The 14,183-nt window shown below is 52.7% G+C and carries 16 protein-coding genes and 3 pseudogenes; 12 read left to right on the top strand and 7 right to left on the bottom strand.

What is annotated here, in order from left to right; genetic code table 11:
• Positions 1 to 186: 186 nt before the first annotated feature.
• The gene (locus tag ACA062_RS09960; RefSeq protein WP_497457393.1) at positions 187 to 1,314 is read left to right on the top strand and encodes an alkene reductase; all 1,128 of its coding nucleotides are present in this window, start codon (positions 187 to 189) and stop codon (positions 1,312 to 1,314) included.
• A 315-nt stretch (positions 1,315 to 1,629) separates the two neighbouring features.
• Here ACA062_RS09960 and ACA062_RS09955 read toward each other — a convergent pair whose 3' ends face one another.
• From ACA062_RS09955 to ACA062_RS09940, 4 genes are all read right to left on the bottom strand, one after another.
• Positions 1,630 to 2,043, bottom strand: coding sequence for a response regulator (locus tag ACA062_RS09955; RefSeq protein ID WP_497456210.1), 414 nt, complete (start codon positions 2,041 to 2,043; stop codon positions 1,630 to 1,632).
• Positions 2,044 to 3,533: 1,490 nt separating this feature from the next.
• Positions 3,534 to 4,964 (bottom strand): IS1182 family transposase, encoded by a 1,431-nt coding sequence (locus tag ACA062_RS09950; protein ID WP_497452874.1) that lies wholly within the window; start codon positions 4,962 to 4,964, stop codon positions 3,534 to 3,536.
• A 105-nt stretch (positions 4,965 to 5,069) separates the two neighbouring features.
• Positions 5,070 to 5,537 (bottom strand): NUDIX hydrolase, encoded by a 468-nt coding sequence (locus ACA062_RS09945; RefSeq protein ID WP_497456209.1) that lies wholly within the window; start codon positions 5,535 to 5,537, stop codon positions 5,070 to 5,072.
• 103 nt (positions 5,538 to 5,640) lie between these two features.
• Positions 5,641 to 5,976, bottom strand: a complete 336-nt coding sequence (locus tag ACA062_RS09940; RefSeq protein ID WP_497456208.1) for a hypothetical protein — start codon at positions 5,974 to 5,976, stop codon at positions 5,641 to 5,643.
• 29 nt (positions 5,977 to 6,005) lie between these two features.
• Here ACA062_RS09940 and ACA062_RS09935 point away from each other — a divergent pair, with 29 nt between their 5' ends.
• The 3 genes and pseudogenes from ACA062_RS09935 to ACA062_RS09925 form a co-directional block, all read left to right on the top strand.
• Positions 6,006 to 6,317, top strand: a complete 312-nt coding sequence (locus tag ACA062_RS09935; protein WP_497456207.1) for a DUF3630 family protein — start codon at positions 6,006 to 6,008, stop codon at positions 6,315 to 6,317.
• 291 nt (positions 6,318 to 6,608) lie between these two features.
• The gene (locus ACA062_RS09930; protein ID WP_497456206.1) at positions 6,609 to 7,043 is read left to right on the top strand and encodes a PRC-barrel domain-containing protein; all 435 of its coding nucleotides are present in this window, start codon (positions 6,609 to 6,611) and stop codon (positions 7,041 to 7,043) included.
• 190 nt (positions 7,044 to 7,233) lie between these two features.
• A pseudogene (locus ACA062_RS09925) lies at positions 7,234 to 7,398 on the top strand (GGDEF domain-containing protein); the annotation flags it as partial.
• A 145-nt stretch (positions 7,399 to 7,543) separates the two neighbouring features.
• Here ACA062_RS09925 and ACA062_RS09920 read toward each other — a convergent pair.
• Positions 7,544 to 7,807 (bottom strand): annotated as a pseudogene (locus tag ACA062_RS09920) (SDR family NAD(P)-dependent oxidoreductase); the annotation flags it as partial.
• A 239-nt stretch (positions 7,808 to 8,046) separates the two neighbouring features.
• Here ACA062_RS09920 and ACA062_RS09915 point away from each other — a divergent pair.
• Positions 8,047 to 8,454 carry a hypothetical protein gene (locus ACA062_RS09915; RefSeq protein WP_497456205.1) on the top strand — a complete coding sequence of 136 codons (408 nt, stop codon included), beginning with the start codon at positions 8,047 to 8,049 and terminating at the stop codon, positions 8,452 to 8,454.
• On the opposite strand, the gene ACA062_RS09910 is transcribed toward ACA062_RS09915, so the two are convergent.
• On the bottom strand, positions 8,451 to 8,717 hold the full coding sequence (locus ACA062_RS09910; protein ID WP_497456204.1) for a DUF1652 domain-containing protein: 267 nt from the start codon (positions 8,715 to 8,717) through the stop codon (positions 8,451 to 8,453). The genes ACA062_RS09915 and ACA062_RS09910 overlap by 4 nt on opposite strands.
• A gap of 54 nt (positions 8,718 to 8,771) precedes the next feature.
• Between ACA062_RS09910 and ACA062_RS09905 the strand changes: the two genes are divergently transcribed.
• The 6 genes and pseudogenes from ACA062_RS09905 (at position 8,772) to ACA062_RS09880 (ending at position 11,838) form a co-directional block, all read left to right on the top strand.
• Entirely contained in the window at positions 8,772 to 9,020 is a 249-nt protein-coding gene (locus tag ACA062_RS09905; protein ID WP_497456203.1) for a hypothetical protein, read from the top strand.
• A 166-nt stretch (positions 9,021 to 9,186) separates the two neighbouring features.
• Complete coding sequence (locus ACA062_RS09900) at positions 9,187 to 9,462, top strand: hypothetical protein (RefSeq protein WP_497456202.1); 276 nt, start codon at positions 9,187 to 9,189, stop codon at positions 9,460 to 9,462.
• A 254-nt stretch (positions 9,463 to 9,716) separates the two neighbouring features.
• A complete protein-coding gene (locus ACA062_RS09895) occupies positions 9,717 to 9,968 on the top strand; it encodes a DUF6555 family protein (RefSeq protein WP_497456201.1) in 252 nt (83 codons plus the stop codon).
• Between the two features lie 8 nt (positions 9,969 to 9,976).
• A pseudogene (locus ACA062_RS09890) lies at positions 9,977 to 10,384 on the top strand (GFA family protein).
• Between the two features lie 133 nt (positions 10,385 to 10,517).
• Entirely contained in the window at positions 10,518 to 10,913 is a 396-nt protein-coding gene (locus tag ACA062_RS09885; RefSeq protein ID WP_497456200.1) for a low affinity iron permease family protein, read from the top strand.
• A gap of 202 nt (positions 10,914 to 11,115) precedes the next feature.
• On the top strand, positions 11,116 to 11,838 hold the full coding sequence (locus tag ACA062_RS09880; protein ID WP_497457392.1) for an OBAP family protein: 723 nt from the start codon (positions 11,116 to 11,118) through the stop codon (positions 11,836 to 11,838).
• A gap of 17 nt (positions 11,839 to 11,855) precedes the next feature.
• Here the strand turns inward: ACA062_RS09880 and ACA062_RS09875 are convergent, their stop codons facing one another.
• On the bottom strand, positions 11,856 to 12,080 hold the full coding sequence (locus ACA062_RS09875) for a DUF2188 domain-containing protein (RefSeq protein ID WP_064679878.1): 225 nt from the start codon (positions 12,078 to 12,080) through the stop codon (positions 11,856 to 11,858).
• Positions 12,081 to 12,267: 187 nt separating this feature from the next.
• On the opposite strand from ACA062_RS09875, the gene ACA062_RS09870 reads away from it, so the two are divergent.
• Positions 12,268 to 13,596, top strand: a complete 1,329-nt coding sequence (locus ACA062_RS09870; RefSeq protein ID WP_497456199.1) for an SDR family oxidoreductase — start codon at positions 12,268 to 12,270, stop codon at positions 13,594 to 13,596.
• Positions 13,597 to 14,183 lie beyond the last annotated feature (587 nt).

The following is a 14,183-nucleotide window of genomic DNA, read 5'->3' as shown; positions in this document are numbered from 1 at the left end:
CATTAGTGACTAAAATTCACATCACTTCGTAGTAAATAGCCAAGATGTTACCAGAATTCTCCAATACCCTATGGGAAGCGTTGGACGGGCTCAATTATTAATGACCCGAGCGCATTACCGTTTCTCTGTCCAGGCGTTAGATTCTGAATGCCTAGGCAGCTTTCCCGAATTGGAAGCTTGAATCTAATGATTAACCTGTTTGACACATATGACCTCAGCGGACTGACACTGAACAACCGCTTCGTCATGGCGCCAATGACCCGGTCACGAGCACCGGAAGACATTGCGACTGATCAGATCGCCTTGCATTACACCCAGCGAGGTACCGCTGGTCTGATCGTCTCCGAAGGTACCCCCATCTCCCGCGAGGGCCAGGGCTATCTTTTCAACCCAGGTATTTACACTGACGAACAAATCAAAGGCTGGAAGCTGGTCACTGATTCCGTCCGTAGTGTGGGCGGCAGAATGTTTGCCCAGCTGTGGCATGTCGGACGTGTTTCGCACACCTCCATCCAGATCGATGGGAAAGCTCCCGTCAGTGCCACGAGTAAAACCGCGAAAGGCGCAGTGGCATTCGGATATACGGAGAGCGGTGAGCCAGGGTTTGTCCCAACGTCTGCACCACGACCTCTTACCACCGAGGAAGTCGATCGAGTCGTTGAAGACTTTGCGCAAGCTGCCGCAAACGCGATTGCTGCCGGCTTCGATGGCGTGGAAATCCACGGCGCGAACGGCTACCTGGTCGAGCAGTTCCTAAACCCACTCGTCAATGATCGCTCCGATCGCTATTCGGCGAAAAACCTGGAAGACCGACTGCGCTTCGTGTTTGAAGTCGTTGATACGGTTTGCGCAAGGATTGGTGCAGACCGGGTAGGTATCCGGATCTCTCCGTACGGACAGCTCTTCGATATGCCCGTCTACCCCGAGATTGACGAAACCTACTCTGCACTCTGCGCCGGCATGAATAAGCGTGGGATCGCTTATGTCCACGTCATGGATCAAACGCACTTCTTCATGGCGGGCGAAAGCTCTGCTGCGCAGGAGCAGGCTTTGCGAGACCTACTGAAACACTGCAAGGCTGAATTGGGCGAAACCGCTCTGATTCTCGCCGGAGATATGACACTGGAGCGTGCTCAAGACTTGGTGGACGCCGGTCTAATCGACCTCGCAGCCTTTGGACAACCCTTCATTGCCAACCCTGATCTGGTCGCACGATTGAAAAACGACTGGCCTTTGACGACGCCAGATCGTGACACCTACTACGGTGGCACTGCCAAGGGTTATGTGGACTATCCCCCCTACGTACCCGCCTAACGCGGCTGAACCGAGGCGATGGCGAGGCAGGTCACTCCCATCGCCTTTTCTGCAGGCTGCCACCGGCTGCTTTGGGTCGATAACTGTCCTTCGCGGCAGTCTGCAATCGGCCATCACGCTTCGTCGACAAGCGACCAACTGCAAGACCTGCTGGCCTAGGGGGCATCACCGCATTTCACGACTCGTCTGGTTAGATACCTTGCTGCGAATCTACAGATGCCAACACACCGTCCCTACAGTGGCCGCGTCCACAAAATGCTCAACATTAAAAATAAAGCGGTTAAGACTTTCTCGCCCATGGGCAACGCCTGCGAATCAACGTCCTGAGAGAGGTCTACCAGGTTTAAATAGGGTTGTTACGGCCAGTTCCAGATCATGTATAGACCAGGGCTTGTGAAGGTAAATCGTCCCAGCGGGTACCATCGAGAGATTCAGGTCGTAACCGGACGTTAGAATTGACGCGGTCGAGGGCCATTTAAGCCTCATCATCTCAATAAATTCTGCGCCTTGTATCTGACCGGGCAGGCCGTGATCCACGATAACCAAGGGACAACTGCCATGCGATCCCGACATGTACCTCATAGCCTCATCGGTAGTTGAAAATTCCAGCGAACGCAGACCCAGTTCGGTCAAAACCTCCCCGATTAACATGCGCAACGTTGGGTCGTCTTCCACGACGATTACCCATCCTGTCAGGGGTGAGAGTTTTTCCCATTGGGTTTTTTTCATGCGCCGATTCCTTCATCTCGGCTCATTTCCATGCCAAGCAGATAGATTTTTTCAGTGTAGGCGTTATTTTTTTGATTGAGGCTACGAACCAGGGCCATCTTGATGCCCTGATTCGTTTCGTGCGGAGTGAGGACAAATGGCAGCTTGCAGAGGACGGGTTGGAAATACTCTTAAGCGAATGACTCCAACTGCTATTGCCCGGTGGCGCAGGGTTGAGCGTTGAAACGGCTGCACATACGGTTTATACACGGCACCTGTCGGCTCGGTGGTGGCTTGAGTGCATAACCGGTGAAGTTCTCTGCATCGCGAAATCCCGTGTGTCCATGACAGCCGGATAGATGCGCGCACACCCAACCAAGAAATGCTCTACCCATGGATGCCAAAAACCATCCGCCCCATCACGACAACAGCTACCCACGTGTCCCATTAGTCCAACCAAGAACAAAATCCACTCGCTGCTGTTCATGGCGCCTGTTCTTGTAGCGAACTGGCTTCGACAGACGCTGGGTTATGCTCACGCTCGATATCCCCGGCGCTCAGCCCAAACCAAGCCGTCGTTCCCCACACCAAGAAAATCCAGATGGCACCGAGAACAACCAATAGCGCAACGAATGCCTTCGTGGTCATGCGAGCTAACCTCTAAACCGGATAGGAGCACGGGATTAATTTTGTTCCTCGTTGCACTCGCTTGTCTCGCTCTATGTGAACTGGCTTCTGTAGGCGCTGGATTGCCTATGGGGTCATCAGGAAAGCTTGGTTCAAACAAGGCAGTGAGACTCCACACCAGGAAAGCCCATGTGATTACCAACGCCACCAGCATTGCTACAAATCTCGTGGTCTCATGGCATGTGTCCTATTAGGGCCAATATTCAGTTTAGGCCTTTCTACGTGCAGCAATGGCCCCTATCCAATTAACCTAAATGGAAACTTTTCGAGGATCTTCGGATGTCGCTGACATCGTCCGTGGAGTTTCATACACAATCAGCAAGAATGAGCAGTTCATCAACTTGAGCCTCGCGGTGCACATGGCACCTGAGTGACCTACCAATAGGTCACGGGCCTGGCTTACGGCCAGCGCAATCGATCTTCCTAAGAGAATGAACGACAAGCCAGGGCCTTGAGATATCCATCGAGTCTTCGCGTTGAACCCAAACGTCTCACGTATCGTCGAGCGCACGAGGGGCTTAAACCTTCTTCGATCTGTACGAATGCTGAAGGGTTCTGGTCGAGTGCCGTCATTCATAGCTAGCCACAATCTGCCTATAACGTACACATTCGATGATGTCTGCTTTGAGGCCGCTTACAAGCCATTGCGACAGGCAGCCATCGGCCCAGAGTGTGTAAAAACGTGAGATTGGGTTTCTATATCGACGCTAGGAGACCGTGCTCACGCTTCGCAACCTGATCAAGGTCACGACATTTTCAGGAACAGTTAAAACGGCTCAGTAGCCTGTTAAAGCCCTTCGGATGGGGTAAAAAAAGAACGGTTTTTACACCGTTAATGCTTTCATCAAGCCAGTAGTGCCGATGATTTTCATGACCCGTTTCATGTTGTAGGCGAGCACATTCAGGCTCATCTCCGCACTCACCCCGGCCAGCTTTCGGGTCAGGAAGTGCGTCGCACCCATCCATTGTTTGAGCGTCCCGAAGGGATGCTCAACAGTCCGTTTTCGGATCTGCATCATTTCCGGCGCGTTGCTTAGCCTGTCCTGCATTTCCTCCAGTACGACTTCATGCTCCCAGCGTCGAACCCGCCGTTCTGTGCTCGGTGTGCACTGCGGTTTCATTGCACAGCCCCGGCATTTCGAACTCCAGTAACGATGCAACTTCAGGCCTTTTTCAACGTAGGAATAGTGCCAGATCAGCGCCTCTCCAGCCGGGCAAATGTATTCGTTTTTTGCCGCGTCATAGATGAAGGAATCGTTATTGAAACGCCCGTCAGCCTTGGCTCCAGAGGTCATCGGCTTGGGCACATAGGCGGTGATGCCTGCATCGTGACAAGCCAGGATTTGTTCGCTTTTGAAGTAACCTCGGTCAGCCACTACCGACAACGTATCTGCCGCCATCGCCTCGCGGGCTTGCTTGGCCATTGAGCTGAGTTGATCTCGGTCGGAACCGACGTTGGTCACCTCGTGCGCAACGATCAAATGGTGCTGTGTATCGACCGCTGTCTGCACGTTGTAGCCGACGATTCCCGTGCCGCGCGTCATCATGGAGCGGCTGTCTGGATCGGTCAGTGAGACCTGTTTGTCTGGCGATTCGTTGAGCTGAGTTTCAATGACCTGTAACTCTTTCATCTGGGCTTTGAGCTTGTCGATTTTCTCTTGCAGACGGGTAGCCTTGGGCTGAGCGATTGAGGGTTCTTGCTGATCGGCTTCGTCGAGCGCAGTCAGATACCGATTGATACTCGATTCAATTTCTTCCATGCGCCGCTTCAGTTTGGCGCTGGTGAAATTGCGGTCGCGATTGTTGACTGCCTTGAATTTACTGCCGTCGATGGCAACCAGATTTTCTCCGAATAATCCCAGCTGCTGGCACAGCATCACGAACTGGCGGCAGACGCCTCGGATGGCCTTGCTGTTGTCTTTTCGGAAGTTGGCGATGGTCTTGAAATCGGGCATCAAACGCCCGGTCAGCCACATCAGCTCGACGTTGCGTTGGGTTTCTCGTTCCAGGCGCCGGCTCGACTGAATGCGGTTCAAATAGCCGTAGATATAGATCTTCAGAAGGACAGCGGGGTGGTACGCCGGCCGGCCAGTATCTGCCGGTATAGCGCCTTCAAAACCCAGTTTGACCAGGTCAAGTTCGTCGACAAAGACGTCGATTACGCGCACCGGATTTGTATCCGTGACGTAGTCGTCGAGGCTTTCGGGAAGGAAGGTACTTTGGCCTCGATGTTCACCTTGAATAAAGCGCTTCATGGGCGATCCTTGCGATGAAATCCTCAGAAATCATAGCAAGGGTTTGCGAAGGCGTTTTTACACACTCTGGGCCAGAAGCAGCCGCTCGAAAGCCGCCTGAGAACATCAAGTCGGAGCTTCGGATGATGTGTTTCTGCTTTGATCATCAGCCAATACATAACCTTGCGCTGTCAGCCTGGCAGTCAGGAACCGTAAAGCTCGACGGAAGACCGGATGACAGTCGGCATACGGCAAATTATCGAGAGGTGCCCAAAAAAAGCTGAAGGAATGGCCATGGTCATCAAGCGTGAAATGAGTCCATTGCTCCGGCAAGGGTGCCTGCGTGAAACACAGTTGAAATGACCATATCTGGTCGAGATGCCCGGCGTCCCAGCAGCCCATATCGCTGACAACCGAGGCGGCTGCAATGCCTGATTCTTCGCTTAATTCACGCAGAGCGGTCTGAGCTGGAGTTTCACCTTTCTCGATTCTCCCTTTGACCAGTTGTACGCCTGCTATTGGATGGCGGAACAGAAGGATGTGTGCACCAGGAATACTGGAGAGGATGACGGGGCAAGCCTTGTTCGGTGACATGGCGACTTCCTTATCGGCAATGAAGCACACATCTTACGACCTTATCCTTTGCGTGAGCGGCCAGATGTTCAGATGTCCGCTTAGGGTCAATTTGCGAGACAGCTTATTGTGTCTCCCTGACCCGTTTGCGCACTGCTTTGGCAAGCAGCCAATAGAAGACGATGAGCAAGGGAATTGGCAGAGCGAGCAATAGCAATGCGCGAGTGACGTCCGATAGGCCGCCGGAATTGAGGCTGGCCAGTGGAATCATGATCACCAGACACCCCCCCAGGTTGCACATGCAGATGGCCATGACCCGGTAAAAAATTCGCCAAGGCTTGGAGGGATGGTCGATGTTCCTGGTAGACAGCGGCATAACGCCAGGGCGGGGTAGCACGATACAAGTGCCAATGAGTCCGGCAATGGACTGAAAGGCAAAGACGAAAAGCGTCAGTGTCATGAGGGGCCAATCATGTCGGTGAAAGAGCGATGATGAGAAACAAGATAAATCCAAGCGAACTGACTATTGAAAAAATGCACTCCGGCAGATCATGTCTGAACCTGACATCAAGTGTCAATTGGGAGTATTTTCCCGAGTATGCAGATTTCATACTTAGACTACTTGGAGGAACAGTCATCAGTCAATCTGACGGAGCGGATGTGCGTGTATGGGAGGTGCTGATAGAAAAGGAGCTTTTCCTCCTCGCATTTGACGATTTTCCAATAATGATAACATTAGAGTCGAAGACGCTGCGGGGAGACAAGTGCCTATCAGCTTTCAAGACCCTACTTATTGAGTAGCCCCAACCTGGAAACCTATCCAGACATACTGAGCACAGCAGGAAATAACTTCGCTCAAGCATTTACGATATCGATAGAGTTAATACCCACATATAAAACAACCTAACCATCACCCATGGAAAGTACCCTAACTAAAAGCCGATAAATTATTTTTCATTTTCACCCGACCACTCGTCGTCACGCAGAAAAAAAATTCGACTTTTTCTAAAGCAGATGACTCCCACTAATACAGCCCATGAAGGCAGTGTGTGCATTTTCTGATTGATTAGCGATTGCTGATAGGAGATAGCAATGAACTACGAAGATCGCGATACCTATGGTATGTACAAAACCAACCTCCTGCGGGATACCGGCTCCGAGGAACAGGGGCCTGGCCCCGACCTGATGGGGGCAGACACACTCATTGGAAATGATGTTTATAACCATAACGAAGAAGACTTGGGGGATATCAAGGAAATCATGCTGGATGTTCGCAGCGGCAGAGTGAGTTATGCCGTTCTATCCTTTGGTGGATTTCTTGGCATGGGAGAAAAACTGTTTGCGGTACCCTGGAGTGCGCTGACTCTTGACACAGTAAACAAGCGCTTCCTGTTAAACGTAGAGAAAGAGCGTTTGGAAAATGCTCCAGGTTTTGACAAGGACAGTTGGCCTAATATGGCCGAAGAGTCTTGGGCAACGGAAATCCATTCTTTCTATGGAACTAAGCCCTACGACTATAATAGCTAGGTGGGCAAATCCGAAACGAAGAGTGATGCGCGCCAAGTAAAACAACGACATATTAAGGTTGGTCGTTGGGGGCCAACCCTAAGGCGCGCATTGCGTTAAGACATTCGCTGCGCCGGCCGATCCGGTGGTATGCCGGATACTCGTCATATGGCGCTGGCCGAGTGCAGAAATCAGGTGTGGCAGGTAGGCTACCCTGAGCATCGGAGCCACTCTCTTCGACCATCCGCCCACCAGCCTGGCAGCACTGATCGAGCAAGGCGCCACCGTGCTCTACGCCTCCAAGCGTGGCGGACGCGACAGTATCCGCCTGGTCGATACAACCCTCGCCCGTTTCGAGCCGCAGTGGGCACGTTGATTCGCTCAATTTGGAGATCGTTGGCCGTGCTGGACATCCCCTGCATGGCAAGCGCGGGCATCGGGATATTTGCCCGTCGACAGACTGCACTCGGCCAGAAACGGTCATTCGCAAGCACTAATCTCCTCAAAAATTTGTCTTCGGTCATGGTGGTGCGGATATAACCAGGGGCGATGGCGACTCTGCGAATGTTCTGCCGCCCATGCTCAAGCGCGCAGGCCTTGGTCAGGCCGAAAACGCCATGCTTGGCCGCCGTGTAGTGAGGCAGTGTTTCCATGCCCACCAGACCATCCACCGACGCTGTGTTGATGATGACGCCACCGCCGTTGGCCAGCATGGCCGGAATTGCCGCCCTGGCGCAAAAGAAAACGCCGTTCAGATTGATGTCGATGACACGGCGCCCGTCCATTCCCCCATGTCCTAGGAAAGATGGCATCCAATCACAAATGATTGTCGTGTATTAACAAACTATTGATGCGGTGCGGTTCTCAGAATAAGCCAGCCAACATCGGCTGGATGACTTCGGTCGCATCAATGGAGAACAACAAGAATGACATTGGCCCAAACGAGCCGCGTGAGAAGATCAGGCGTCACCCGCAGACTTGAATCCTCCCTCTTCACCGTGCTCTTGATCGAGGAAGTGAAGCCATGACGCACACCATGCCAAGCAATTACACCAATGGACTGTTCAAATCCGCCGCTTGCTTCAACGTTCTCGCAGGTCTTCCATTGCTGGTCGCCATGCGTCCGGTGGCCGACCTGATGGGACTGGAAATCACGCCGACGTCTGCCCTGTTTATGCAGATCACCATGACGCTGGTGGTCATGTTCGGTTGGGTGTACTGGATGATCAGCGTCGATCCAGTGCGCTATCGCCCGTACATCCTGCTCGGGGCACTCCTCAAACCCGTGTTTGTCGTCCTGATTTATGGCCATTGGTTGGCGGGCAGTATCCCCTGGCCGTTACCGGCCTTGGCATCGGGTGACGTTCTCTACACAGTGTTATTTTGGCGCTACTTGAGCGACACCCGATTTGCGGTGGGAAATCGCATCTAGCAGCTCACCCTCGTCGATAGGCCGCTATGGGGTCTGTCATGGGTGAAATTGAGCTCCTCCCTTAATTCATTTATGAGCTGGGATATAGCTTGGTTTCCAGTGAGACGAGATGCAGAAATACCGGTAACAAGAAGCTCAACTCGCCCGGATATTGGTTCGCTAATCTGTATTTGAAGTGATCCCGATGGCTCGACTCTACATTCGCATGAGAGCGGTAGAAACGCTGATTCGATGATGTGGCACAGCTCGAGAATGGACAGCATAAAGGCTCCTTTGACATGAGCCAGCCAGGGAGCTCAGCTTGATTTGACGAAAGCATGAGTCTCAAGCTTAAGGCCATCCTTCAGATCCCTGGCGGAGCAGCGACACTTTCAGCCTACGCCCATCCGCGAGCGGCGATATACCGATTGGAAGTGAATGCAGCCGCCCCCCCCGCCTATCGGCCAACAGCGGTCGATTTCACAATGTTCCTCTCACGACAGATGCTCAAGATTTCCGGTCGTATCGATGAAAAAAAACCGACAAAAAACAAGTTCACCCCGCCAACCACTTCAGGGACGAGCTGATTGAGCTGCAGCTGGCGAGGCGAACAAATAGAAAATACTTTCCCTGCTGAACCTACCTCATTCCACTCGTAAAATTACAACGACTCAATGTTCTCGAAGATTTCCAGCCATTGGCTCAGGCATTGCATTTACAGGGAGATGGGGAAATCGAGAAACGAGGTGATTCATGACGTTGGACACGGCAGTGACCCTTTCGATGGCTGTACTAGCAGCGCCTGCGATGGTGTTGACCGCGCTAGCAGCAGGCTCAGTGGCCACATCGGCATTGATGGCGGTGATGGACATTGCGCTGAGCCTTAAGCAGGACATGGATCTTCTGGATTACCTGGCATCCGCATCACCCCATTTGATGCTGCTGGCACTTATGCAGACATGCAGCCTGGCGGCGATCACGGAGTTGATGCAGGGCGTGAACCTGATGATGATCATGGCCGCCCTGTAGGAGCCAGCCATCCCCAACGTTGGGTAGTCCTGGCACCCGAAGCCGGTAGCATTTTTCTTTTTCAACATCGCGTGGATACCTAGTGAAGAACTCATAGCAGGCCATGATGCATAGGAGCATCAGCTAAATTTTTAGCCTTCAAATCGATCTGACCGGATCGACAAAAATCAGCGGGTTACCTTCGCAGAAAATCGCTTTGAATTTTTTTCTAACGCAGCCACTCCTTTGTCTATGAGCAAAATGGAGGGGGCCTCATGAATACCGATCTTTACATCATCGAGTACAAACTTCATGGGGAGGCCAAGTCCTTCATTATCAGGACGAAGATAAAAAGCAACGCCGACGCTTGGCATTGGGCAAGTTGTGATGCTGGAGTGGCACCTATACCTAAACCAGGACGACCGCCGCTCAAAGTCGTTACCAAGCCTCAAGCTGAAAAGTACGGGCTCAGTGACGTGAGATGGCGTGAATCAGCAATCTTGGATTGGACAGAGGTGGCAACGTGATCACACAAATGCTCAAAGCCATTGGTAAGACCCCCATTCAGCCTCTTCACCGAGCGTGATGTCACTGCGGTGCCGTTGTTCTCGAGATCCACTTACCTGCAGGTCTGCCTGAACCACATCGATGCGATTGCTCGTTCTGCAAACGCAAGGGAGCAATAGTCGCTGCGGTGCCAGCAGCGGATTTGAAAGTGATTCGCGGCCAAGCTGCATTACGTAAATATCAATTCGGAAGGCAGGTCGCCGAACATTTCTTTTGCGGGATCTGCGGCATTTATACCCATCACCGACGCAGTACCAATCCGAACGAATTTGGCTTCAATATCGGCTGCATGGAAGGCGTTAATCCCTATGATTTGGGGAGCGTTCCGGTTGCGAATGGTGGCGAGTGGGAGGAACCTGTGGGCCAGTCTCGTTAGCGAAAGTTTTCTTCTCTAATTCACCTCCCACTATTGTGAAAACCAAAAGCTTCCCAACGACGAGGACATTTTGTCAGAAAGAATTTCAAAGGCTCACCGTGGTCTACCTGCACCACACCCAGAGCTCGCAATCATGAAATTCTCAAAATTCTGCCAAGCACTCTCCAACCGGGCTGGCAGTTCGAAGACGTTCCTCACCGCTATTTGTCTCATCGTTGTGTGGGCAGTGACGGGCCCGTATTTTCATTTCAACGATACGTGGCAACTGATCATCAATACGTCGACGACGATCATCACGTTCCTGATGGTTTTCTTGATCCAGAACACCCAGAACCGGGACAACGACATTTTGCATCTGAAAATCGATGAGCTGATCCGAGCGACCAAGGAAGCGCAAAACGCCACGTTGTCCTTGGACAAGATGGGCACCAGGGAGCTTAGAAAACTGCGGAAGCAGTACAGCGTTATGGGTGAAGCCGGTGAGATCAGTTTTGATGCCTCCGACGACGATGCTTCTAGCCCAAAGTAGGTGGCCCAGATCATCAGGGAGGCCGTTGTCTTCATCAGTTTGAACGCGAGCTTGTCAGCGCTTTCTATCAAGGTATGTGTGCACTGGTATCCAACGCGGTCGTCATTCGTCATCAATGCCTGGAAGCTGTCTGTATGAAGGATCTGCCATGAAAATAAAAAATGTTCACCACCCGATTACCATCGCGTCAAAGGCATCGTTGATGCTGACGATCCTCGGCTTGCTGACTGCATGCGCCGGTAACACTACGTCGTCCAATGTCGTTGCACCGGGCGAGGAAAAGACAGCCACAACCCGCACACTGGATGCGGGCGCCGCCCTGCTCCAATCACGCCCGCCCATCGATGCACTCAATGCCTACCTCGATGGATTCCATTTTTACAACGGCCACCCTGACGTTCAAATGGAGGCTCACCACTATTGCTCCATCCTGAATGAAGAAGTGATCCAGTGCGTGATCTACGATGGAAATCGCAAGGACGCGAAGCTCATGGGGGTGGAATACATCATCAGCGAGCAGCTGTTCGCCAAATTGCCCCAGTCAGAAAAAGCGCTATGGCACAGCCACGTTCATGAAGTGAAGTCCGGTCAATTGGTTGCCCCCGGCATTCCGGAAATTGCGGAGCATGCGCTGATGGAAAAGCTCATCCATACCTACGGCAAGACGTGGCATACATGGCACACCGACCTCAATAAAGATCTACCGTTGGGTGTTCCGCAACTGATGATGGGATTCACCGCTGATGGCCAGATCGACCAGCGACTGGTGACAGATCGGGACAGAAAACTTGGCGTCGATAGCACCCGAAAAAGGAAAGCCCGGGCCGACATCCCTGCACCCGCTATTGACCCAGGTGCTGACGCTTGGCGCAAAGGAAAGGTCATTCAAATCGAAGATCCGACTGGCCGTCCGCATCAGCACTGAATCTTCAGGATGACTGGCTAGCCTTTGGATTTTCGTGGGTCAGCACTACGAGGAAAAGTTCTTTCTTCCTGAATAGTCCCGTCCTCTTTGTGAATCTTCAGCGACGCAGTTTTGCCCTGAAGGAACTCACCCGCCAGCGCGGTGATTTCAGCCTTGGTCGAGGCCGTCTTCGACGCCCTTTGTGCGCCTTCCTTTGTTAGTGCCCAGAGCTTGTCGGTCTTGGTGATGTGGTAGTTGTCCATCCGATCTCCTAGCGCGCCGCGCGCATTGGCAATGTGGTGATTGGTTGACCACTACCTTCCCAACGAGTTTGAAAAAGTCACTCTCAAATAGCTGAAGGGACGCCTATTAGGCCATTCAGTCATCTCGATGGAACAATGAAGACAGCCCATCCTCTATCTCAACACCAGCGAACCTGAGGATGTCACCATGATCAACTCATTGACCGGTATGAAGCCTGGCGAGCGTTACGCCGTCGAAAGCCTGGAACGCACACGAAATTTTCCGGGATTCTTCCTCGACGGAAAATACTACCTGGGCCCCGAATTAATGACTGCCGTCGGGTGGCTGGAAGGTCAGCGATTTTTGTACGACGAACTTGATCCTTTAGGCGAACCGGTGTTTCCAGATCGAGTCGCCGGCACCATTGAAGATCTGACATTGACCTTGATCGATGGCGCACGTTTGAAGCTGAACAAGGTGCGATATAACGCCCAAGTGGATTTACCCTCATCAGAGGTTAGAGACCGTCCTGAGGTGTACCGCAGAGACCCGACAAGCGCCCTCTACAACAAACTGGTGGTCATCACTGGGGCATCAAGCGGCATAGGCCGCGCAGCAGCTCATGCATTCGCCAGTAAGGGCGCACTCCTGGTACTGGGGGCACGAGATGAAGCCGCGCTCGCTGAAGTCGTCGAAGAATGTGCTGCACGCGGTGCCACGGCCCTCGCAGTCCAAACTGATGTGACTAACAGCGAACAAATGCGAGCATTGGCAGATAGAGCTGCCGCGTTTGGTAACGGACAGATAGACATCTGGGTCAACAATGCAGGTGTCGGAGCGGTGGGTAGGTTCGAGGAAACACCTCTTGAAGCACATGAGCAGGTGCTGCAAACGGATCTGATCGGTTACCTGCGCGGCGCCTATGTGGCATGGCCTTACTTCAAGGTGCAAAAACGCGGCACGTTGATCAACACCTTGTCGCTGGGGAGCTGGGTCGCACAGCCCTATGCCGCTGCTTACTCAGCCAGCAAATACGGCTTGCGCGGTTTGAGCGAAGCGTTGCGCGGAGAACTGGTCGGATACCCCAATATCCATGTGTGCGACATCTATCCGGCTGTCATGGACACACCGGGATTTCGTGATGCAGGCAACTTCACCGGTCATGCGCTCAAGCCACCGCCGCCCCTCTATGATCCGCATCTCGTCGCCCAGGCGATGGTTGCCTGTGCGTTACGTCCAAGACCCAGCACCACTGTGGGAGGTGCGGCCACGATGGCCCGTCTGGCGCATTTCCTGGTACCGGGGTTCCCGCTCTTGTCAGGATGGTTGACTCGCCTAGGTGTAGAACATGGCCCACAGTCTGAATCGTCATCAGGGAATCTGTTTGCGCCGCCAAGTGGTGTTCGCCGCATTGAAGGTGGGTGGCGTGCAGCCAAGCACAGACCGTCCATCCTGGTTGCTGCAGGCGTGGCATTGTTATTTGGCGGATGTGTATACGCGCTTAATCGCCGTGGACGGCGAGAGCGCTCCCGCTAGCAACTCCTGGCCTCGACTATTAGTGAAGTTTGCCGTTGCAACACTGAACATACAAAGGGCCCTTAAAGGGAGCTAATAGTCGACACTTTTTTATATGAAAAGTGCATAGCGAAAAGCGGGGGGGCGGCGTTGAAGCTGTTGATAGGCGGATCGTCTCAATTCTACGCAGTCGGCTTTGGTCTGGTTTCTCTGCTTCTGCAGGTGTTCATTCCGTATAAGCGCTACGTGCGGGTAGTGGCTGACACTCGTGTTGCTGGCTTATGTGGGCTGGCTTGGCCCGGTTGGTCGCATGACCACTCTCATTCCGCTCAGTGATCCAGATGTGAATTCTCCAAATTAAAGAATTGAGGGTTCGATAGCGATGACTCGTTGAGATGTGAACTCCAAGCTGCATACGCGTCCGAATGTCGCGTTACAGCCGTACACCACCTTTCACCGGAAAGATCGCGAGTTGCGACCAACATCATCATTTTGCTAATAGCTGCATCCAGATCTAAAAGCAGCTCATGAGATTTAAATCTAAAGTCGTCCGTTGCGTTCATGTCGGATCCTGTGCTCAGCGGGTCTGACTTGAAGTTAGAAGTCGC

This window comes from Pseudomonas sp. LBUM1679 (assembly GCF_059695565.1).
This window is presented reverse-complemented; position numbering and strand designations above follow the sequence as displayed.

What these genes read in the sequence shown, in the direction of transcription:
- ACA062_RS09895 (WP_497456201.1), top strand. Translation starts at nt 9,717, where the DNA reads ATGAATACCGATCTTTACATCATCGAGTACAAACTTCATGGGGAGGCC.
- ACA062_RS09910 (WP_497456204.1), bottom strand. Translation starts at nt 8,717, where the DNA reads ATGCTGTCCATTCTCGAGCTGTGCCACATCATCGAATCAGCGTTTCTA.
- ACA062_RS09955 (WP_497456210.1), bottom strand. Translation starts at nt 2,043, where the DNA reads ATGAAAAAAACCCAATGGGAAAAACTCTCACCCCTGACAGGATGGGTA.
- ACA062_RS09935 (WP_497456207.1), top strand. Translation starts at nt 6,006, where the DNA reads ATGATGAGAAACAAGATAAATCCAAGCGAACTGACTATTGAAAAAATG.
- ACA062_RS09875 (WP_064679878.1), bottom strand. Translation starts at nt 12,080, where the DNA reads ATGGACAACTACCACATCACCAAGACCGACAAGCTCTGGGCACTAACA.
- ACA062_RS09915 (WP_497456205.1), top strand. Translation starts at nt 8,047, where the DNA reads ATGACGCACACCATGCCAAGCAATTACACCAATGGACTGTTCAAATCC.
- ACA062_RS09960 (WP_497457393.1), top strand. Translation starts at nt 187, where the DNA reads ATGATTAACCTGTTTGACACATATGACCTCAGCGGACTGACACTGAAC.
- ACA062_RS09905 (WP_497456203.1), top strand. Translation starts at nt 8,772, where the DNA reads ATGAGTCTCAAGCTTAAGGCCATCCTTCAGATCCCTGGCGGAGCAGCG.
- ACA062_RS09945 (WP_497456209.1), bottom strand. Translation starts at nt 5,537, where the DNA reads ATGTCACCGAACAAGGCTTGCCCCGTCATCCTCTCCAGTATTCCTGGT.
- ACA062_RS09870 (WP_497456199.1), top strand. Translation starts at nt 12,268, where the DNA reads ATGATCAACTCATTGACCGGTATGAAGCCTGGCGAGCGTTACGCCGTC.
- ACA062_RS09885 (WP_497456200.1), top strand. Translation starts at nt 10,518, where the DNA reads ATGAAATTCTCAAAATTCTGCCAAGCACTCTCCAACCGGGCTGGCAGT.
- ACA062_RS09930 (WP_497456206.1), top strand. Translation starts at nt 6,609, where the DNA reads ATGAACTACGAAGATCGCGATACCTATGGTATGTACAAAACCAACCTC.
- ACA062_RS09940 (WP_497456208.1), bottom strand. Translation starts at nt 5,976, where the DNA reads ATGACACTGACGCTTTTCGTCTTTGCCTTTCAGTCCATTGCCGGACTC.
- ACA062_RS09950 (WP_497452874.1), bottom strand. Translation starts at nt 4,964, where the DNA reads ATGAAGCGCTTTATTCAAGGTGAACATCGAGGCCAAAGTACCTTCCTT.
- ACA062_RS09880 (WP_497457392.1), top strand. Translation starts at nt 11,116, where the DNA reads ATGCTGACGATCCTCGGCTTGCTGACTGCATGCGCCGGTAACACTACG.
- ACA062_RS09900 (WP_497456202.1), top strand. Translation starts at nt 9,187, where the DNA reads ATGACGTTGGACACGGCAGTGACCCTTTCGATGGCTGTACTAGCAGCG.